Genomic DNA, 20,707 nt, shown 5'->3' with positions numbered 1-20,707 from the left:
CGCAGGGCAAGGTTCCAGCAAAGGAAAATATGGGCAGACTAGTGGTGGTATCCAACCGCGTCGCCGATCCGCGCAATGTTGCCGCGGGCGGTCTCGCGGTGGCGTTGGGCGAGGCGCTCAAGGTGACCGGCGGAGTCTGGTTCGGCTGGAGCGGCAAGGTCGTTGACGCCGCCCACGGCGGCACGCCCGGCGAGGGCGAGCTGCACATCCTGCAGGCCGGCAATGTCACGCTGGCCACGGTCGACCTGTGCAGCGAGGACCACGACGCCTACTACCTGGGCTACAGCAACGGCGTGTTGTGGCCGGTGTTCCACTACCGCATCGACCTGGCGGATTTCGACTCCGGCTATCTCAACATCTATCGCCGCGTGAACCAGCTGTTCGCGCGCAAGCTGGCGCCGCTGCTGCGCCCGGACGACGTCATCTGGATCCACGATTACCACCTGATCCCACTCGCCTCGGAACTGCGCGCCATGGGTTGCGGGCAGCGCATGGGGTTCTTCCTGCATATCCCGTTGCCTCCGCCGCTGATCCTGGCAGCGATCCCGCAACACGAATGGCTGATGCGGGCGTTGTTTGCCTATGACCTCGTCGGCTTCCAGAGCCAGCTCGATCTCGAGCACTTCTCGCGCTATGTACAAAGGGAGGCGCAGGCCGAGCCGATGGGCGAGTACCGCTTCCGTGCCTTCCACCGCACCGTGCGCGCGCAGGCGTTCCCGATCGGCATCGACGTCGACGAATTCGCCGAGTTGGGAAAGTGCGAGGAATCGCGCGAGACCTACGAGATGATGCGGGGCCAGTATGCAAGCCGCAGGCTGCTGCTGGGTGTGGATCGTCTCGATTATTCAAAGGGGCTGCCGCAGCGGCTCAAGGCGGTGCGGGAGCTGATGGCACAGTATCCGGAGAACCGGCGCAGCGCCACGCTGATCCAGATTGCCGCGCCGTCGCGGGAGACGGTGGATGCCTATGCGGATCTGCGGCGCGAGCTGGAAGGGTTGTCGGGCGCGATCAATGGGGAGTATGGGGAACTGGACTGGATGCCGGTGCGGTATATCCACCGCACTACCGCGCGGCGCCGGTTGCCCGGGCTGTACCGCGCCTGCCGCGTGGCGCTGGTTACGCCGTTGCGGGATGGGATGAACCTGGTGGCCAAGGAGTTTGTGGCTGCGCAGGATCCGGATGATCCGGGGGTGCTGGTGTTATCGCGGTTTGCCGGCGCCGCCGAGCAGCTTCGGGAGGCTTTGCTCGTCAATCCCTATGATGTCCATGCGACTGCGCAGGCGATCCAGCAGGCGTTGCATATGCCGCTGGCCGAGCGGCAGTCGCGGCATCAGAAGTTGCTGGAGCGCATCCGGGCGCAGGATGTGCATTGGTGGCGGGAGGAGTATTTGAGGACGCTGGCGGAGACGGAGGGGGGGTAGGGGGTGGGGGTTGACGGCAACTGCTTACGTGCTTTTGGTGACCACAAAGGGGGCGACATGGCCCCGCAGATGTAATAACATTGTATTACCATACGCCGCGCTATGGTATAACATTGTGCTTACGGTGAAGTTATGAAAGCGACGATTCGCAGGATGGGCAATTCGCAAGGGGTGCTGATCCCCAAGCCGATCCTTGCCCAGCTCGGTTTTGAGGATGAAGTGGACATGGTTGTCGAGGACGACACTTTGGTGATTCGCAAGCCGCAAAAGAAGGCTCGCGAAGGCTGGGCCGAGGCCAGCCAAGCGGTTGCGGCCGCCAGCGATGATGCGCTGGTGATGGGCGAGTTTCCCAACGCTGACGACGCGGAACTGGTGTGGTAGCGCGCGGTGAAATCTGGTTGGTAGCCTTGGACCCGACGAAGGGCAGTGAGATTCAGAAGACACGGCCGTGCGTGGTCGTCTCTCCGCCCGAAATGCACGACCATCTGCGAACGGTCATCGTCGCGCCGATGACGACTAAGGGCCGGCCCGCGCCGTTCCGGGTGCCGATCACCTTCATGAAAAAAAGCGGGCTAATTTTGCTGGACCAGATTCGCGCGGTAGACAAGGTACGGCTGGTCAAGAAAGCCGGCGTGGTTGCCGATAAGACCCTGTTGAGCGCAATGCACACGTTGCAGGAGGTCTTCGCGGAATAGGAAAAGAAAATAAAAACACAACTGGCGATATTTAATGTCTCGGTCGACGTGGACGGGACCGTTCACGAAGGAAAGTACTCGGTCAGTTCGAAGGTGGTCACCGTCGAATCTCCATATGGTTCGGGATCAACCCAGGTTGGAGGATCGTCCGCAGAAACCATTGCGCGGATGCTGCTGCGTGAAATCGTGGCAGGCGCCAAGCATCGCGGGGCGGTGTTTGCCGCCCCACGGGCGGAAAACACGGCTACAACCTGCGAGGTTTGAACAACCCTTGGTTCGATTGCCGGATCGGCTCGCAATCGCAGGTGCGAAAAACGCGCTACGCCAGATCCCCCGGCGTATCGACATCCCTGAACGCGCCTTCATCGTCGGTAAGAATCCGCATCACCGGCTGCGTCTTCAGCAATTCACGTGCGCCTTCATCCCCATCGAGCTTGAGTAGCGCTTCGCGCCAGGCGGAGCCAAATCCGACCGGATGCCCGCGTTGCCCGTCCCGCCACGGCGCGGCGATGGCGTCGCGCGTGGTGATCGTCAACGCCACCGCGCGGACCAGTTCGGCTGGCAGCCAGGGCATATCGGCCAGTGCCACCACCCAGCCGCTGGCGTCCGGCGTGGCGGCCACCGCGGCAGCCAGCGCGGCGCCCATGCCGGCTTGCGCGGCGGCGGTTTCCAGCACCCGGCATCCTGCCAGCCGCAATTCCGCTGCCAGCGCGGCATTGCCCGGCCGGATCACGGCGAGCGCGCCGGGCAGTACGCCGGCAAGGGTTCGCGCGCTGCGGCCAGCTACCGTCTGCCCGTCGGGCAGCGTGGCGAGCAGCTTGTTGCGCTGGCCGGCCGCATCGAAGCGGCGTCCGTAGCCCGCTGCCAGCAGGATGCCGGTGGGCGGCACCGCGGCGTCGATGGGGCCGTTGATGGGGCCGGTCAGCGCGTCGGTCACGGTGCGGGGCTACACGTGCTGCCTTCACTGGCCGCCATTTCGCGGGCGGCCTTGGCGCCTTCCACTTGCAGGATGTCGGGCAGCGAGACATGGTTCTTGGCGGCCACGACTTCGGCCAGGATCGAGATCGCGATCTCCGGCGGCGTGCGGCTGCCGATATAGATGCCCACCGGGCCATGCAGACGCGCCAGCTGCAAGTCGTTGAGATCGAATTCCTTGAGCCGTTCGCGCCGTGCCTGGTTGTTGCGGCGCGAGCCGAGCGCGCCGACGTAGAAGGCGCGCGTGCGCAGCGCTTCCATCAGGGCCAGGTCGTCGAGCTTGGGATCGTGCGTGACGGCGATCACCGCGCTGCGTTCGTCGAGCTTCATGTCGGTCACGGTGTCGTCCGGCATGGTGCGCACCATGGTGACACCGGGAATGTCCCAGGTCTCGGTGTATTCTTCGCGGGGATCGCACACGGTCACCTGGAAGCCCAGGCCGACGGCGATCTGGCACAGGTATTTCGACAATTGCCCGGCGCCGATCACGAGCATGCGGTAGCGCGGCCCGTGGATGGTGAGCAGGGTGCTGCCGTCGAAGGCCAGCCCATCGGTGGCTTGCGCCGGGCCGAGCGTGGCGCGGCCGGTTGCCATGTCGAGCGTGCGCGTCACCAGCCTGCCGTTCTCCACGGCCTCCAGCAGTTCGTCCAGGTGGCTCTGCGCGCCGAGGGGTTCGGTCACCAGTTCGATGGTGCCGCCGCAGGGCAGGCCGAAGCGGTGCGCTTCCTCGGCGCTGATGCCGTACTTGACGGCTTCGGGGTGTCCGCTGGCAATGCCTTCGCGCCGCACCCGGTCGATGATGTCGTCCTCGATGCAGCCGCCCGAGACCGAGCCCACTACCAGGCCGTCGTCGCGCACGACCAGCATGGCGCCTTCGGGCCGGGGCGAGGAGCCCCAGGTTCTGACTACCGTCACCAGCAGCGTGCGGTGGCCTTCGGCCAGCCAGCGCACACTGCTTTTCAGGACTTCGAGATCCACGCTGTCCATGATCGTTTCCGCTTTGTTTCCACAGTTTGTTCATCGGGCGTACTGCCATCGCCGGCCGCCGCTCCGTCCTTGGCGACATCCTCGCCGGTGCCCGCTTCGTCACCTTGTTCGCCGGGTCCGCCCAGCGCCGCCGTCAAGCGGTCGAAGAAGGTATCGGCCATCTTGCGGGCGGCGGCGTCGACCAGGCGTGAGCCGATCTGCGCGAGCTTGCCGCCGACCTGGGCGTTGACCGTATAGGTCAGCACCGTCTGCTCGCCGTCGGGGGCCAGCGTGACCTGCGCGGTGCCCTTGCCAAAGCCGGCGACACCCCCTTGTCCGTCGAACTGGATGGTGTAGCTGCCGGGCGCCTGGATGTCCTTCAAGGCCATGCGCCCCTTGAAGCGCGCCTTGACCGGGCCCACCGCGGCGGTCAGCGCCACCAGGTAGGCGTTGTCGCCGTCAGGTTCGATGCTCTCACATCCCGGGATGCATTGCTTGAGCAGCCCTGTGTCGTTCAGGGCTTCCCAGGCGGTTTGCTGCGCTACCGGCAGTTGCCGTGTCTGTGTCATTTCCATGGTGCGGGAGTCTCCTGGGTGTGCTTCATGTTCTTGATGTCTCTGGGCACGGATGCCGCAGGGAAGATGGGCATGGCCAGCGGTTCGCGCGCGCCCAGCAGCGCTTCGAGCGCGAACAGGCTGTCCAGGTTGTGCGCCGAGCGCAGCGCATCCACATGCGGCAGGATGGCTTGTACGCCACGTGCCTGCGGCACGAAGCCGGCATAGCGCAACAGCGGGTTGAGCCAGACGATGCGATGCGCGAAGCGGCGCAGGCGAGCCATTTCGGTGCCGAGCAGATCGATGTCTTCGTGGTCGAGCCCGTCGGTGACCAGCAGTACGGTGGCGCGGCCGGACAGCGTGCGGCGGGCCCACTGCCGGTTGAAGGTGGCCAGCGCGGCGCCGATGCGGGTGCCGCCGGCCCAGTCGCGCACCTGCTCCGTGATGGCGCAGACCGCCTCGTCGGGATCGCGCTCGCGCAGCGAGCGGGTGATATTGGTCAGCCGGGTGCCGAACAGGAACACGGACAGCCGCTCGCGCGATTGCATCAGCGCATGGCAGAAGTACAGCACCGCGCGCGAGTACTGGCTCATCGAGCCGGAGATGTCGAGCAGCAGCACCAGCGGCGGGCGCCGTTCGGCGTGGCGGCGGAATTTCCAGCGCAGCCATTCGCCTTGCTGGCGCACCGCCAGCCGGGCGCTGGCGCGCAGGTCGGCGCGGGGCCCGCTGGCCGCGGCGCGCAGGCGGCGGGTACGCTCGGTGGCCAGGCGCGCGTGCCGGGCACGGATCATATGCTGCAGCGCACGCCATTCCTCCGCGCCCAGCGTTTCAAAATCGCGCTGGGCCAGGCGCTCCTGCGCCGAGAAGGTCAGCGGGGCGGTAAAGCGCTCGACATGGTCTTCGCCGCGCTTGCCGGACGCTGGCGGCCGCTGGGCGGCGAGCGCATCGGCCAGGCGGTTGCTGCGCGGGGGCGGCGGGGCGCCGGCGTCGACGCGCGGCAGCAGCAGGGCGCGCAGCTTGCCTTCCCAGTCGGGGTCGCGCCAGAACAGGTCGAAGGCGGCGTCGAACAGCGGGCGCTGGTCGGGCCCGCTCACCATCAGGGCGGCCATCGCCGCGCGCACCTCGTCGCGCCTGCCGATATCCACGTACTGCAGCGCCAGCAGCGCGTCCACGGCCTGGGCGGGGGAGAGCGCGAAGCCGGCAGCGCGCAGCAGGCGCACGAAGTGCGTGACGTTGCGCGCGAGCATGGGCAGCGTGCCGGCGGGCTGCGCGGCGGCGAGGGGGCCGTCCGGATGCCGCTTCGGCATGTCTCAGCCTCCCGGTGCCCGGCTGGCCAGCAACTCCGCCACGGTGGGACCGTCCACGCGGGCAAGGTCGTCCTGGTACTTGAGCAGCACGCCGAGCGTGTCGCGCACCGATTGCGGATCGAGTTCGGTGAAGCCGAGCGCGGCCAGCGCGCGGCACCAGTCGATGGCCTCGGCAATGCCGGGCGATTTGAACAGGTCGATGCCGCGCAGCCGGTGGATGAAGTCGATGGCCTGGTGCTGCAGCGCGGCAGCGGCTTCCGAGGCGCGCGCGGCCACGATCTGCAGTTCGCGCTCGCGTTGCGGATAGCCCATCCACTGGTACAGGCAGCGGCGCTTGAGCGCGTCATGCACTTCGCGGGTGCGGTTGGAGGTGACGATGATGAGCGGGGGTTGCTCGGCCCGCACCACGCCGATCTCGGGAATCGACACCTGGAATTCGGACAGCACCTCCAGCAGGAAGGCCTCGAAGGGCTCGTCGGCGCGGTCGATCTCGTCGATCAGCAGCACGCGCGGAATGCCCGGCGCGGCGGGGTCGGGCAGCAGCGCTTCGAGCAAGGGCCGCTTGAGCAGGAAGTCGTCGTGGTACAGCGATTGCGTGTCGGGCCGCTCGCCGCGCGCTTCGGCCAGGCGCAGCGCCATGATCTGGCGCGGGTAGTCCCACTCGTAAAGCGCGCTGGAGGCGTCGAGCCCTTCGTAGCATTGCAGGCGCAGCAGGCGCGTGCCGAGCGCGTCGGCCACGGCCCGCGCGAGCGCGGTCTTGCCCACGCCGGGCTCGCCTTCGAGAAAGAGAGGCCGTTGCATGCGCAGCGCCAGGTAGAGCACGGTGGCGGTCTCGCGGTCGGCGAAATACTGCTGCGCCTCCAGCAGGGTGGCGGTTTGGTCGATGGACTGGGGAAGCATGAAGGTCGGCGGACGATCCTGTGCGAAAGAACTTGGGGGGGAGAGAGCCGTCGCCGTTGCCGGCGCCCGCCCTCTCCCCCGGCTGGCGCGCCTATCCCTTCAGCGCCTGTTCCACCGCGCGGGCCGCCAGCACCGGGATCAGGTGCGCGCGGTACTCGGCCGAGGCATGCAGGTCGGTGTTCAGTCTGCCTGCATCCACCACCACGGCGCGCGCTGCCGCCGGTGTGAAGCTCGCCGCCAGCGCCTGCTCCAGAGGTGCGCAGCGGAATACGCTGTCGGCAGCACCGGTGACCGCCACCCGCACGACCTTGCCGAATTGCGCCACCATCACGCCCACCAGCGCAAAGCGCGACGCCGGGTTGCGAAACTTGATGTAGGCGGCTTTATCCGGCGTGGGGAAGCGCACCGCGGTGATCAGCTCGTCGGGCTCCAGCGCCGTTTCATAGAGGCTCTTGAAGAAGCTGTCGGCGGCGATATTGCGGCGGTCCGTCACCACCGTGGCGTTAAGGCCGAGCACCGCCGCCGGGTAACAAGCGGCCGGATCGTCGTTGGCGAGCGAGCCGCCCAGCGTGCCCATCGCGCGCACCTGCCGGTCGCCGATGCCGTCTGCCAGCGCGGCCAGCGCGGGAATGCGCTTGAGGACGTCGGCATTCGACGCCACGTCGGCGTGGCGGGCCGCGGCGCCGATCACCAGTTCGTCGTTCTCGACACGGATATCCGCCATGCCGGGAATGCGCGCTACATCGACCAGCGCGGACGGCGCGGCCAGCCGCAGTTTCATCGCGGCCAGCAGGCTCTGGCCGCCGCCGAGGAACTTGGCGTCGCTGTCCGCCTTGAGCCTGGCCACCGCCGACCCGGCATCGGCGGCGCGTTCGTAATTGAATGCGTACATGGTGTGCCTCCGATATCAGTTGGGGGTCTGCGCCTGGCGGATCGCCTGCCACACGCGATGCGGCGTGGCGGGCATCTGGAGGTCGCGCACGCCCAGCGGCGAGAGCGCATCCACCAGCGCGTTGATGAAGGCCGGCGGCGAGCCGATCGCGCCGGCTTCGCCGCAGCCCTTCACGCCCAGCGGGTTGTGCGTGCAGGGCGTGCCCTTGGCGGTCTCCACGGTGAAGTCGGGCAGGTCGCCCGCGCGCGGCATGGCGTAGTCCATATAGGAGCCGGTCAGCAACTGGCCGCTCTCGTCGTCGTAGACGCACTGCTCCAGCATGGCCTGGCCGAGGCCCTGGCCAATGCCGCCGTGCACCTGGCCCTCGACGATCATCGGGTTGATGATGTTGCCGAAATCGTCCACCGCGGTGAACTTGATCACCTTGCTTTCGCCTGTGTCGGGATCGACCTCCACCTCGCAGATATAGGCGCCGGACGGGTAGGTGAAGTTGGTCGGGTCGTAGAAGGCGTTTTCGTTCAGGCCAGGTTCGAGCTTGTCGAGTGGATAGTTGTGCGGCACGTAGGCGGTCAGCGCCACCTCGCCGAAAGTCTTGCTGCGGTCGGTGCCGGCCACGCTGAACACGCCGTTCCTGAACTCGATGTCGGCGTCCGAGGCCTCCAGCAGGTGGGCCGCGATCTTTTTTGCCTTGGCTTCGATCTTGTCGAGCGCCTTCATGATGGCCGAGCCGCCCACGGAGAGCGAACGCGAACCATAGGTGCCCATGCCGAACGGCACGCGGCCGGTATCGCCATGCACGATTTCCACCGCGTCCAGGGCGATGCCCAGGCGCTCGGCCACGATCTGCGCGAAGGTGGTCTCATGCCCCTGGCCGTGGCTGTGCGAGCCGGTGAAGACGGTCACGGTGCCGGTGGGATGCACGCGGACTTCGCCAACCTCGAACAGGCCCGCGCGCGCGCCGAGCGCGCCTGCGATATTCGACGGCGCCAGCCCGCACGCCTCGATATAGCAGGAGTAGCCCAGGCCGCGCAGCTTGCCGCGCTGCTTCGCTTCGTCGCGCCGCGCGGGGAAGCCCTTGACGTCGGCGAGTTCCTGCGCGCGCGCCAGGCACGGCTCGTAGTCGCCGGTGTCGTAGGTCAGGCCGACCGGGGTGGCGTAGGGGAAGTCGTGGATGAAGTTCTTGCGGCGCAGTTCGGCCGGGTCCATCTTCAGCTCGTGCGCCGCGGTTTCCACCAGCCTTTCCACCACATAGGTGGCTTCCGGGCGGCCCGCGCCGCGGTAGGCATCCACCGGCGAGGTGTTGGTGAACACGGCGCGCACCTCGGCGTAGATGGCCGGCGTGGTGTACTGCCCGGCCAGCAGCGTGGCATACAGGATGGTGGGCACGCTGGACGCGAAGGTCGACAGGTAGGCGCCCATATTGGCGGTGGTGTGCACCCGCATCGCCAGGAACTTGCCGTCGGCGTCGAGCGCCAGCTCGGCCCTGGTGACGTGGTCGCGCCCGTGCGCATCGGTCAGGAAGGATTCCGAGCGTTCGGCGGTCCACTTGATCGGGCGCTTGACCTTCTTCGAAGCCCAGGTGAGCGCCACGTCTTCCGCGTACAGGAAGATCTTGGAGCCGAAGCCGCCGCCCACGTCCGGCGCGATGATGCGCAGCCGCGACTCGGGCAGGCCCAGTACGAAGGCGCCCATCAGCAGGCGTTCCACGTGCGGGTTCTGGTTCGATACGTAGACCGTGTAGCTGTCGTCCTGCCGGGTATAGCTGGCATTGACGGCGCGCGGCTCGATCGCGTTGGGGATCAGGCGGTTGTTGATGATATCCAGCGTGGTCACGTGCGCCGCCTTGGCAAAGGCGGCATCGGTGGCGGCGCGGTCGCCGTGGCCCCAGACGTAGCTGGTGTTCTCCGGCACTTCGTCGTGTACCAGCGTGCTGGCGGAGGCGGCCCGCGCGGTGTTCACCACGGCGGGCAGTTCCTCGTACTCCACGTCGATCTTCTCGGCGGCGTCCTTGGCCTGCTGCAACGTCTCGGCCACCACCAGCGCGACCTGGTCGCCCACGTGGCGGGCCTTGCCCTGCGCCAGCACCGGGTGCGGCGGCTCCTTCATCGGGCTGCCGTCGATGCTGTGGATCAGCCAGCCGCAGGGCAGGCCGCCGACCTTGTCGGCGGCGATGTCGTCGCCGGTGAAGATGGCGATCACGCCGGGCGAGGCCAGTGCCTCGGTCTTGTCGATCGAAGCGATGCGCGCATGCGCGTGCGGCGAGCGCAGGAAAAAGCCGTAGCTTTGCTGCGGCAGCACGACATCGTCGGTGTACTGGCCGATGCCGGTGAGGAAGCGATAGTCTTCCTTGCGCTTGACGGGGGCGCCGATCAGGTGCTGGTTTTCAGGTGCGTTCATGGCGGTCCCCCTTATTCGGCGCTGACGCCATGCATCGCGGCCTGGCCTTCCTGCACGGCGCGCACGATGTTGTGGTAACCGGTACAGCGGCACAGGTTGCCCTCGAGCTGTTCGCGGATGGCGGTGGCGTCGGCGTTGGGCTGGGCCTGGACCAGCGCGGTGGCGCTCATGACCATGCCAGGTGTGCAGAAGCCGCATTGCAGGCCATGGCAATTGCGAAAAGCTTCCTGCATGGGATGGAGCTGGCCTTCGGGGGCCAGCCCTTCGATGGTGGTGATCCTCGCACCATCCGCCTGCAGTGCCAGCACATTGCACGACTTGACCGCACGGCCATCCATATGGACGGTGCAGGCGCCGCACTGGGCGGTGTCGCAGCCTACATGGGTGCCGGTCAGGCGCAGCTGTTCGCGCAGGAACTGGACCAGAAGGGTGTTGGGTTCTACCTGGGCGTCGACGGCGCGGCCGTTGACGGTCAGGCGGACAGAAATCGCCATGCTTGTCTCCATGTGGGTGGACACGTGCATGACCAATCCATGAATCCCGAAAATGCGCGGGACTGGCCACGACGCTTTACTGCCGTTTGTTGGTGTGACGGCTATTTCGTGATGTTGGCACTGCGGTACTACGGTGCTGCGGGTGAGACCGGTAAGGCCAAGACGGCCGGGCCGCGAACCTTTGGGCGCAGCAGGCTCTATCAGTTAATCACAAATCGCCGGTACGTGCCATGCGGGTTGCCCCTCCGGCACCCGGCGCCGCCAGGGGCGCTGCTAGAATGGTTCGCCCCCGACCGCCAATCTGCACCGGCACCGATTCTCTCTATATGGAAGGCATCATCAACTGGCTGTTCGAAACCGCCGCCCTGCCCAAGGTAGGGCTGCCGGCCATCTTCGTGGTCAGCCTGGTGTCCGCCACCTTGCTGCCCCTGGGCTCGGAGCCCGCGGTGTTCGGCTATATCAAGCTCAATCCGCATATGTTCTGGCCCGCCATCATCGTGGCCACCGTCGGCAATACGGCGGGCGGCGCCATCGACTGGTGGTTGGGCTACGCGGCCAAGCTGGCGCTGGTACGCTACCGCAAGCGGCGCCAGCAGCGCCAGCACGAGGAAGAGCACGCCGAACATCGGAAGCATCCCCGCAAGCCGCGCAAGCCGGCGCTGGACGCGCGCTATTTCCGCTGGATGCGCCGGCTGGGGCCGCCGACCCTGCTTGCATCATGGTTACCTGGCATTGGAGATCCTTTGTGCACTTTGGCGGGCTGGCTCCGGCTCCCTTTCTGGCATAGCCTGATATATATGGCGATAGGCAAGTTTCTACGCTACCTTGCCATGACTTTCGCCCTGCTATGGATCCCCAACAGTTTCTGGCACGGCATCGCCACCGGCCTCAAAAGCCTGTTCTAGTACCGGCTGCGGGCACCGCGCACCGTGTGAAGCAACCCTTGCCCAAGCAAGGTTCTGCTATGTTGCAGTGCGGCGAAAGCAGGCATTGAAGTACAATTGCCCTTTAAAGACGATCCGGCGCACCGTCCCCGTGCGCTACAGGAAGCGGTCCCTCCCCATGAACGCCCCACTCGTGCTCGATGCCAAACTCGCCTCGCAGGATGCGCCCCCGCGCCTGCGTGAGATCCCTTATAACTACACGTCATTCTCGGATCGCGAGATTGTCATCCGGCTGCTAGGCGAGGAAGCCTGGCGCATCCTGCACGAGTTGCGAGGAGAACGCCGCACCGGCCGGTCGGCCCGCATGCTGTACGAAGTGCTGGGCGATATCTGGGTGGTGCGCCGCAATCCCTACCTGCAGGACGACCTGCTGGAGAATCCCAAGCGCCGCCAGATGCTGGTGACCGCGCTGCACCACCGGCTGTCCGAGGTGGAAAAGCGCCGTGCCGCCGACCGTGCCGAGCACGCCGAGCCGGCCGCCGAGGACCGCTCCCACCGGGTCGAACAGCTGGTCAGCTTCGCCAAGCAGGCGATCGAGGACTTCAAGCAGGAGTTCGCCGACGCCTACGACCTGCGCAAGCGCACCCAGCGCGTGCTGGGCCGGATCACGCAGAAGGACAACATCAAGTTCGACGGCCTGTCGCGCGTCTCGCATGTGACCGACGCGACCGACTGGCGCGTGGAATACCCCTTCGTGGTCCTGACCCCGGACACCGAGGAAGAGATCGCCGGCATGGTCAAGGGCTGTTTCGAGCTGGGCCTGACCATCATCCCGCGCGGAGGCGGCACCGGTTATACCGGCGGCGCCGTGCCGCTGACGCCGATGAGCGCCGTGATCAATACGGAGAAGCTCGAACAGCTCGGGCCGGTCGAGCAGACCGACCTGCCTGGCGTCTCGCACAAGGTCGCGACCATCTTCTCCGGGGCCGGCGTGGTGACGCGCCGCGTGGCGGATGCCGCCGACAAGGCAGGGCTGGTGTTCGCGGTCGACCCGACCTCGATCGATGCCTCCTGCATCGGCGGCAACGTGGCCATGAACGCCGGCGGCAAGAAGGCCGTGCTGTGGGGCACCGCGCTGGACAACCTGGCCTGGTGGCGCATGGTGGACCCGGAAGGCAACTGGCTGGAAGTCACGCGCCTGGACCACAACCTGGGCAAGATCCACGACGTGCCGGTCGCCACCTTCGAGCTGAAGTGGTCGGACGGCGACCGCGCGCCCGGCGAAAAGCCGCTGCGCACGGAAACCCTCGCCATCGAAGGGCGCAAGTTCCGCAAGGAAGGCCTGGGCAAGGACGTCACCGACAAGTTCCTGGCGGGCCTGCCCGGCATCCAGAAGGAAGGCTGCGACGGCATCATCACCAGCGCGCGCTGGATCCTGCACCGCATGCCGGCGCATGTGCGCACGGTCTGCCTGGAGTTCTTCGGCCAGGCGCGCGACGCCATTCCGAGCATCGTCGAGATCAAGGATTACCTCGACGCCGAAACGCGCACCCCTGGCGGCGCCGTCCTGGCGGGCCTGGAGCACCTGGACGAACGCTACCTGCGCGCGGTGGACTACGCCACCAAGAGCAAGCGCAATGCCTTCCCCAAGATGGTGCTGATCGGCGACATCGTCGGCGATGACCAGGACGCGGTAGCCCGCGCCACCTCGGAAGTCATCCGCATGGCCAACGGCAAGAGCGGCGAAGGCTTTATCGCGGTCAGCCCCGAGGCGCGCAAGAAGTTCTGGCTGGACCGCTCCCGCACCGCCGCAATCGCCAGGCACACCAACGCCTTCAAGATCAATGAAGACGTGGTGATCCCGCTGCCGCGCATGGGCGAGTACACCGACGGCATCGAACGCATCAATATCGAGCTGTCGATCAAGAACAAGCTCCAGTTGACCGATGCGCTGGAAGCCTTCTTCGCGCGCGGCAACCTGCCGCTGGGCCGCAGCGACGACGCCAACGAGATTCCCAGCGCCGAACTGCTGGAAGACCGCGTGCAGCACGCGCTGCAGCTGCTGCGCGAGATCCGCTCGCGCTGGACCTACCTGCAGAACCATCTCGACACGCCGCTGGCCATCGCCCGCGCCGCGCTGATCGGTCACGGGCTGGGCCTGCTCGGCCAGGCCTTCGAGGCCCGCCTCGAACTGCAGCCGGACGCCACCGTGTTCCACCTGCTGCAGGACCGCACCATCCGCGTGTCGTGGAAGAGCGAAGTGCGCGCCGAACTGCGCAATATCTTCAATGGCGGCGAGTTCAAGCCCATCCTCGAAGAAGCGCAGAAAATCCACAAGCAGGTGCTGCGCGGCCGCGTTTTCGTGGCGCTGCACATGCACGCCGGCGACGGCAACGTGCACACCAATATCCCGGTCAACTCCGACGACTACGACATGCTGCAGGACGCCCACCGCGCGGTGGCCCGCATCATGGCGCTGGCGCGTTCGCTCGACGGCGTGATTTCCGGCGAGCACGGCATCGGCATCACCAAGCTGGAGTTCCTGACCGAGGACGAGATCGGCGAGTTCCGCGAGTACAAGCAGCGCGTGGACCCGCAGGGCCGCTTCAACAAGGGCAAGCTGTTGCCCGGCGCCGACCTGCGCAATGCCTATACGCCGTCGTTCGGGCTGATGGGGCATGAGTCCATCATCATGCAGCAGAGCGATATCGGCGCCATTGCCGACAGCGTCAAGGACTGCCTGCGCTGCGGCAAGTGCAAGCCGGTGTGCGCCACCCACGTGCCGCGCGCCAACCTGTTGTACAGCCCGCGCAACAAGATCCTGGCGACCTCGCTGCTGATCGAGGCATTCCTGTACGAGGAACAGACCCGCCGCGGCATCTCCATCAAGCACTGGGACGAGTTCTCCGACGTGGCCGACCACTGCACGGTCTGCCACAAGTGCGTGACGCCGTGCCCGGTCAAGATCGACTTCGGCGACGTGTCGATGAATATGCGCAACCTGCTGCGCAAGATGGGGCAGAAGAAATTCAATCCCGGCACCGCCGCGTCGATGTTCTTCCTCAACGCCACCAACCCGCAGACCATCAACATGACCCGCAAGGTCATGATCGACTGGGGCTACAAGGTGCAGCGCCTGGGCAACGACGTGCTCAAGAAGTTCGCCCGGAAGCAGACCGCGCATCCCCCCGCCACGGTGGGCCGGGCGCCGGTGCAAGAGCAGGTGATCCACTTCATCAACAAGAAGATGCCGGGCAACCTGCCCAAGAAGACCGCGCGCGCGCTGCTCGATATCGAAGACAACGAGATCGTGCCGATCATCCGCGACCCGAAGCGGACCTCGGCCGAGACCGAGGCGGTGTTCTACTTCCCGGGCTGCGGCTCGGAGCGGCTGTTCTCGCAGGTCGGCCTCGCCACGCAAGCCATGCTGTGGCATGTGGGCGTGCAGACCGTGCTGCCGCCTGGCTACCTGTGCTGCGGCTACCCGCAGCGCGGCAATGGCCAGTACGACAAGGCCGAGAAGATGGTCACCGACAACCGGGTGCTGTTCCACCGGGTCGCCAACACGCTGAACTACCTCGATATCAAGACCGTGGTAGTGAGCTGCGGCACCTGCTACGACCAGCTTGCCGGGTATGAATTCGACAAGATCTTCCCGGGCTGCCGCATCATCGACATCCATGAATACCTGCTGGAGAAGGGCGTCAGGCTGGAGGGCGTGACCGGTACGCGCTACATGTACCACGACCCCTGCCACACCCCGATCAAGACCATGGACCCGACCAGGCTCGTCAACGAGCTGATGGGCGGCAACGAGGGCGGCAGCAGGATCGAGAAAAACGAGCGCTGCTGCGGCGAGTCCGGCACCCTGGCGGTGTCGCGTCCGGACGTCTCCACCCAGATCCGCTTCCGCAAGGAAGAGGAGATGACCAAGGGCGCGGACAAGCTGCGCACCGACGGTTTCGTGGGCGACGTCAAGATCCTGACCAGCTGCCCGTCCTGCCTGCAGGGTTTGTCGCGCTACAAGGAAGACGCCACGGTCACGGCGGACTACATCGTGGTGGAAATGGCCAGGCACCTGCTGGGCGAGAACTGGATGCCGGACTACGTGGCCAAAGCCAATTCGGGCGGCATCGAGCGGGTGCTGGTGTGATGTTGGGGGCGAGGGGAGCCAACCCCGGGCAGTGGGCCGACGCCTTCGGCATCCCGGGAGCGTTCGCATGAAGCTCGTCCCCAACTGCCCCCTGTGCGAAACCGACGGCGGCGAACTGGCCTGGCGCGGCGAGCGTGCCCGCGTCATCCTGGTCGAACACGAGCGCTTTCCGGGTTTCTGCCGGGTGGTCTGGAACGGCCACGTGGCCGAGCAGACCGACCTGTCCGAGGACGACCAGGCCTGGCTGATGCGCCTGGTAGCGCGCGTGGAGCGCGCGGTGCGCGAGACCATGTCGCCCGACAAGGTCAACCTGGCCGCCTTCGGCAATATGGTGCCGCACCTGCACTGGCATATCATTCCACGCTATCGCTGGGACACGCATTTTCCCGAAGCTGTCTGGGCCGCCCCGCAGCGCGAGCCCGATGCGGCGCGCCTGGCGGGGCTGGCACAGCGCCTGCCGGGATTGCGCGCGGCACTGGCGCGACTGGACGAGGTAAGCTGAAGCACGGCGCGGGCTGACGCAAGCCGCGCCTGCATGACTGCCGGTTTTTTTGAAATCCCGGAACCAGCCGGGCAGCGCCGTCTTCTAACACCCGTTGTCTTTATTCACACAAGAGCGGGGCCGGTGGATCAGCCATGGCCCGCCCGCGCGAAAGGTGCCATGTCCACACCGACTTCCGTTACCGTTCCAGGCCCGGCCGTGCCGGCCCGTGCCCTCAAGGTCCAGAGCCGCCTGCGGATGGCCGAGACCTGGGACCTGATCAAGCCCTACTGGAAATCCGAGGACCGCAAGGCCGGCCTCGGGCTGCTGGCCTTCGTGGTGGCGCTCAATCTCGGCATCGTTTATATCAATGTGCTGCTCAATGACTGGACCCGCGTGTTCTACAACGCGCTGGAGCAGCGCGATTTCGCCTCCTTCCAGACCCTGCTGATCCGCTTTTCCTGGATCGCCGGCTTCTTCATCGTGGCGGCCATCTCGCGCCAGTACTACACCATGATGCTGCAGATGCGCTGGCGGACGTGGATGACAGGGCGCTTCATGGACCACTGGCTCAATCATCAGGCGTACTACCGCATCGAGCAGACCCGTACCACCGACAACCCCGACCAGCGGCTGGCCGACGACCTGCGCTCGTTTACCGACGGCGCCCTGACGCTGTCGCTCGGGTTGCTCAATTCGGTGGTGACGCTGCTGTCGTTCGTCGGCATCCTGTGGGCAGTGTCCGGGCCGATCAGTTTCATGCTGGGCGGCAACGCGATCATTATTCCCGGCTATATGGTCTGGTTCGCCATCGGCTACGCGCTGATCGGGTCGCTGATCGCCCACGTGGTGGGCCGGCCGCTGATCGGGCTGAGCTACCAGCAGGAGCAGTACGAGGCGGACTTCCGCTTCACGCTGGTGCGCCTGCGCGAGAACAGCGAGCCCGTGGCGCTGTACCGGGGCGAACCCACCGAGCAGGCTGGCTTGCGCTCCCGTTTCGACCGCATTCGCGCCAACTGGAACCAGTTGATGCGTTATACGCGGCGCCTGACCTTCGTCAATTCCGGCTATAGCCAGTTCGCCATCATCTTCCCCCTGATCGTGGCCGCACCGCGCTACTTCGCCGGCAAGATGACGCTGGGCGGCCTGATGCAGGTGAGTTCGGCATTCGGCCAGGTGCAGGGGGCCCTGTCCTGGTTCGTCGATAACTACGCGACGCTGGTGGGCTGGAAGGCCGCGGCCAACCGGCTGATCGATTTCCGCGACGCCATCCGGGTGGCCGAGCGCCAGGACCAGGAGCACACCGGCGTGCGCGACATCGCGGTGGATCAGGCCGATACCGACGGCATCCGCATCGACACCCTCGCCTTGGCGTTGCCGGTGTGCACCGGGCAGGGCGGCGAGATCCTCCAGCGGCCGCTGGTGGCGGCGTTCTCGCTGGAGATCAGTGCCGGCGAACGCTGGCTGGTCAGCGGTCCCTCGGGCTGCGGCAAGAGCGTGCTGTTCCGCGCGCTGGCCGGCATCTGGCCCTATGGCAGCGGCACGGTAGCCATGCCGCGCGCGGCCCGCATGCTGTTCCTGCCGCAGCGCAGCTATTTGCCGATCGGCTCGCTGGCCGATGCGCTGGCCTATCCGGACGCCGGCACCGCGCACAGCCGCGAGACCCTGCAGCAGGTATTGCGCCAGGCCCGGCTCGGCGCCCTGACCGAGCAGCTCGATATGTTCGACAACTGGTCGCTGCGGCTGTCGCCGGGTGAGCAGCAGCGCCTTGCCTTTGCCCGGGCCCTGCTGCAAAAGCCCGACTATCTGTTCCTGGACGAGGCCACCAGCGCGCTCGACGAGGAAACCGAGAGCGAGATGTACCGCATCATGGTGGAATCCCTGCCCAGCGCGGCCATCGTCAGCATTGCCCACCGCAGCACGGTGGCCGCCTTCCACGATCGCCGCTTGCGCTATGTGGCCGCGGACGGAGCGCACTGGGTGGCAGACCAAGATGGGCAAGGCGAGGCGGCTGCGGTAAGCTATCGGGTCGTACACGAAGCGTGAAGGCGGGCGTGGCCGCAACCTGCGGCCCGCCAACAGCCAAGCGCCACCCATCATGGCCGGCCTCGAAAAAGATACTCCGCACCCCACCGCACTTACCGTGCACACCCAGTCGCGTGTGCTGGAGGTGGGCTTCGACAACGGTTCCAGCTTCCGGCTGCCCTTCGAATACCTGCGGGTCAACTCGCCCTCGGCCGAGGTGCAGGGCCACGGCCCGGGCCAGGAAGTGCTGCAGACCGGCAAGCGCGATGTCACCATCGCCGCGGTCGAGCCGGTCGGCAACTACGCCATCCTGATCCGGTTTTCCGACGGTCACGATACCGGCATCTATTCCTGGGAACTGCTTTACCGCCTGGGTGCGGAGCAGGACGCCATCTGGCAGGGCTACCTGCAGCGGCTGGAGGCGGCCGGGGTCGACCGCGACACCCCGATGGTGGCCGCCGGGGGCCATGCCTGCGGCAATCATTGAGCGCCCCGCGGGCCATTACTGAATTCTGGAGCGAGTCATGAGCGAAACCCACTTCGGGTTCGAAAAGGTCAGGGAAGAAGAGAAGGCCGGCAAGGTAGCCGAAGTCTTCCATTCGGTGGCCAACAAGTACGACGTCATGAACGACCTGATGTCCGGCGGCATGCACCGGCTGTGGAAGATGTTCACCATTGCCCAGGCCGGTGTGCGGCCGGGCTTCAAGGTGCTCGACATCGCCGGCGGCACCGGCGACCTGGCCAAGGCCTTCGCGCGCCAGGCCGGACCTGCGGGCGAAGTCTGGCTGACCGACATCAATGAGTCGATGCTCCGGGTTGGCCGCGACCGCCTGTTGAATAAAGGCATCGTCACCCCCACCTGTCTGTGTGATGCGGAGCATATTCCCTTTCCCGACAACTACTTCGACGTGGTTACCGTGTCCTTCGGGCTGCGCAACATGACCCACAAGGACGCGGCGCTGGCCGAGATGCGCCGGGTGATCAAGCCGGGCGGCAAGGTCATGGTGCTGGAGTTCTCCAAGGTGTGGAAGCCGCTGGAAAAAGCCTACGATTTGTATTCCCTGAAGTTCCTGCCTTGGCTGGGCCAGCGGGTAGTACAGGATTCCGATAGCTATCGCTATCTGGCTGAATCGATCAGAATGCATCCGGACCAGGTTTCACTTGTACGTCTTATGGAACATGCTGGCCTGGAGCGTGTCGAATACTTCAACCTGACTGCAGGAGTGGTGGCACTCCACGTCGGGCGAAAGTACTAGACTGATATACGCTCACTGAAAATGAGTGAACTTGACAGGGGAAGCACTGACATGTCGCAATTTCGCACAAAATTCATGGCAAGTGTGCTGGTCGGCACACTTGCCCTCGGCATGGCGCTGGACGCCAATGCCAAACGCCTTGGCGGGTCGCGCAGCATCGGCAAGCAATCGTCCGGTGTGACGCAGCGTCAACAGGCACCGGCACAGCAATCGCCGAACCAGACGCCGGCGCAGCAGCAACCGGCCCAGCAGGCCGCACCGGCCGGCGCTGCAGCCGGCGCAGCTGCCGCTGCCGCACCCAAGCGCAACTGGGGCGGCATGCTCGGCGGCATCGCCGCCGGCCTCGGCATCGGCTGGCTGCTGTCGCACTTCGGCCTGGGCGGCGCCGCCATGGGCTTCCTGTCGAACCTAATCCTGATCGCCCTGGTGGCCTTCGCCGCGATCTGGCTGATCCGCAAGTTCCGTGGCGGCGCGAGCCGTCCGCAGCAACCCGCCTACGCCGGCGCGGGTGCCGGTAGCGGCCTGGGTGGCGGCAGCAACGAACCGACGCTGCGCCAGCAAGTGCCTGCCGGCGCACCGAATCCCGTGATGCCCGCGCCTGGCGCCACCTACCAGGAGCAATCCGCCGCGCCGGTGATGGCCGGCGCCGCGGCTGCCGCCGTTGCTGCCCAGCCCTGGGGCGTGCCGGCCGACTTCGACACGGCAGCCTTCCTGCGCAACGCCAAGATTTACTATGTGCGTCTGCAAGCTGCCTGGGACGCCGGCAATCTCGAGGACATCCGCGAGTTCACCACGCCGGAAATGTTCGCCGAGATCAAGATGGACCTGTCCGAGCGCGGCACCGAGGTCAACAAGACCGACGTGGTCACGCTGGAAGCCGAACTGCTCGGTATCGAGGAGAGCCCGGCCCAGCATCTGGCCAGCGTGCGCTTCTCCGGCATGATCCGCGAAAAGGCTGGCGATTCCGCGCAGCCTTTCGCGGAGGTATGGAACCTGGCCAAGCCGGTGACTGGCAGCGGTGGCTGGCTGCTGGCCGGCATTCAGCAGGTTTCCTGATTGCACGGAGTGCCTTGCCGGCCGCTGCATGGCCGGCAGGTGGCATAGAATGGAGGCCCACGTCAAAACGTGGGCTTTTTTCGTCTGTGGGGTGGGGAGAAAGCGCAAAGGCTTCCGCTCTTTTTGCCTGCTGACGAGCTACACCCCGCGAGGTTTGAACGCCCCTTGGCTGGCTCTCCCGCTTACTGCCCTTGACTTTGCCGTCAGGCAGTCACGTTGATGTTGATTTTAAGACCGACCAACCACCAATA

At 66.2% G+C, this 20,707-nt stretch carries 18 protein-coding genes; 10 read left to right on the top strand and 8 right to left on the bottom strand.

Annotated elements, in window-relative coordinates; all coding sequences use genetic code 11:
* The first annotated feature begins 29 nt into the window (after positions 1-29).
* The 3 genes from otsA (at position 30) to AC1DQ3_RS11070 (ending at position 2,116) form a co-directional block, all read left to right on the top strand.
* Positions 30-1,421, top strand: coding sequence for an alpha,alpha-trehalose-phosphate synthase (UDP-forming) (gene otsA / locus AC1DQ3_RS11080; protein WP_477120230.1), 1,392 nt, complete (start codon positions 30-32; stop codon positions 1,419-1,421).
* A 132-nt stretch (positions 1,422-1,553) separates the two neighbouring features.
* Positions 1,554-1,802, top strand: a complete 249-nt coding sequence (locus tag AC1DQ3_RS11075) for an AbrB/MazE/SpoVT family DNA-binding domain-containing protein (protein WP_477120229.1) — start codon at positions 1,554-1,556, stop codon at positions 1,800-1,802.
* The gene (locus AC1DQ3_RS11070) at positions 1,796-2,116 is read left to right on the top strand and encodes a type II toxin-antitoxin system PemK/MazF family toxin (RefSeq protein WP_477120228.1); all 321 of its coding nucleotides are present in this window, start codon (positions 1,796-1,798) and stop codon (positions 2,114-2,116) included. The genes AC1DQ3_RS11075 and AC1DQ3_RS11070 overlap by 7 nt, the downstream gene beginning before the upstream one ends.
* A gap of 319 nt (positions 2,117-2,435) precedes the next feature.
* On the opposite strand, the gene AC1DQ3_RS11065 is transcribed toward AC1DQ3_RS11070, so the two are convergent.
* The 8 genes from AC1DQ3_RS11065 to AC1DQ3_RS11030 form a co-directional block, all read right to left on the bottom strand.
* A complete protein-coding gene (locus AC1DQ3_RS11065) occupies positions 2,436-3,053 on the bottom strand; it encodes a nucleotidyltransferase family protein (protein WP_477120227.1) in 618 nt (205 codons plus the stop codon).
* Positions 3,050-4,078, bottom strand: coding sequence for an XdhC family protein (locus tag AC1DQ3_RS11060; protein WP_477120226.1), 1,029 nt, complete (start codon positions 4,076-4,078; stop codon positions 3,050-3,052). The genes AC1DQ3_RS11065 and AC1DQ3_RS11060 overlap by 4 nt, the downstream gene beginning before the upstream one ends.
* Positions 4,051-4,632, bottom strand: coding sequence for a CoxG family protein (locus tag AC1DQ3_RS11055; RefSeq protein ID WP_477120225.1), 582 nt, complete (start codon positions 4,630-4,632; stop codon positions 4,051-4,053). The genes AC1DQ3_RS11060 and AC1DQ3_RS11055 overlap by 28 nt, the downstream gene beginning before the upstream one ends.
* Entirely contained in the window at positions 4,623-5,918 is a 1,296-nt protein-coding gene (locus AC1DQ3_RS11050) for a vWA domain-containing protein (RefSeq protein ID WP_477120224.1), read from the bottom strand. Before AC1DQ3_RS11050 ends, AC1DQ3_RS11055 begins: the two co-directional genes overlap by 10 nt.
* A 3-nt stretch (positions 5,919-5,921) precedes the next feature.
* On the bottom strand, positions 5,922-6,818 hold the full coding sequence (locus tag AC1DQ3_RS11045) for an AAA family ATPase (protein WP_477120223.1): 897 nt from the start codon (positions 6,816-6,818) through the stop codon (positions 5,922-5,924).
* A 91-nt stretch (positions 6,819-6,909) separates the two neighbouring features.
* Positions 6,910-7,710 carry an FAD binding domain-containing protein gene (locus tag AC1DQ3_RS11040; protein WP_477120222.1) on the bottom strand — a complete coding sequence of 267 codons (801 nt, stop codon included), beginning with the start codon at positions 7,708-7,710 and terminating at the stop codon, positions 6,910-6,912.
* A gap of 15 nt (positions 7,711-7,725) precedes the next feature.
* Entirely contained in the window at positions 7,726-10,107 is a 2,382-nt protein-coding gene (locus AC1DQ3_RS11035) for a xanthine dehydrogenase family protein molybdopterin-binding subunit (protein ID WP_477120221.1), read from the bottom strand.
* An 11-nt stretch (positions 10,108-10,118) separates the two neighbouring features.
* Positions 10,119-10,601: a (2Fe-2S)-binding protein gene (locus AC1DQ3_RS11030; RefSeq protein ID WP_477120220.1), complete on the bottom strand. Its 483-nt coding sequence runs from the start codon at positions 10,599-10,601 to the stop codon at positions 10,119-10,121.
* A 326-nt stretch (positions 10,602-10,927) separates the two neighbouring features.
* Between AC1DQ3_RS11030 and AC1DQ3_RS11025 the strand changes: the two genes are divergently transcribed.
* The 7 genes from AC1DQ3_RS11025 to AC1DQ3_RS10995 all read left to right on the top strand — a co-directional run bounded on the left by AC1DQ3_RS11025 (position 10,928) and on the right by AC1DQ3_RS10995 (position 20,456).
* On the top strand, positions 10,928-11,506 hold the full coding sequence (locus tag AC1DQ3_RS11025) for a YqaA family protein (RefSeq protein ID WP_477120273.1): 579 nt from the start codon (positions 10,928-10,930) through the stop codon (positions 11,504-11,506).
* 157 nt (positions 11,507-11,663) lie between these two features.
* The gene (locus AC1DQ3_RS11020) at positions 11,664-15,638 is read left to right on the top strand and encodes a DUF3683 domain-containing protein (protein ID WP_477120219.1); all 3,975 of its coding nucleotides are present in this window, start codon (positions 11,664-11,666) and stop codon (positions 15,636-15,638) included.
* A 67-nt stretch (positions 15,639-15,705) separates the two neighbouring features.
* Entirely contained in the window at positions 15,706-16,140 is a 435-nt protein-coding gene (locus AC1DQ3_RS11015; protein WP_477120218.1) for an HIT family protein, read from the top strand.
* A 159-nt stretch (positions 16,141-16,299) separates the two neighbouring features.
* Entirely contained in the window at positions 16,300-18,165 is a 1,866-nt protein-coding gene (locus tag AC1DQ3_RS11010) for an ABC transporter ATP-binding protein/permease (RefSeq protein ID WP_477120217.1), read from the top strand.
* A 52-nt stretch (positions 18,166-18,217) separates the two neighbouring features.
* A complete protein-coding gene (locus AC1DQ3_RS11005) occupies positions 18,218-18,631 on the top strand; it encodes a gamma-butyrobetaine hydroxylase family protein (protein WP_477120216.1) in 414 nt (137 codons plus the stop codon).
* A 37-nt stretch (positions 18,632-18,668) separates the two neighbouring features.
* Complete coding sequence (ubiE, locus tag AC1DQ3_RS11000; protein ID WP_477120215.1) at positions 18,669-19,400, top strand: bifunctional demethylmenaquinone methyltransferase/2-methoxy-6-polyprenyl-1,4-benzoquinol methylase UbiE; 732 nt, start codon at positions 18,669-18,671, stop codon at positions 19,398-19,400.
* Between the two features lie 51 nt (positions 19,401-19,451).
* A complete protein-coding gene (locus tag AC1DQ3_RS10995) occupies positions 19,452-20,456 on the top strand; it encodes a Tim44 domain-containing protein (RefSeq protein ID WP_477120214.1) in 1,005 nt (334 codons plus the stop codon).
* The last annotated feature ends 251 nt before the right edge of the window (positions 20,457-20,707 follow it).

The sequence above is a fragment of the Cupriavidus sp. 01T418 genome, from assembly GCF_056398885.1.
This window is presented reverse-complemented; position numbering and strand designations above follow the sequence as displayed.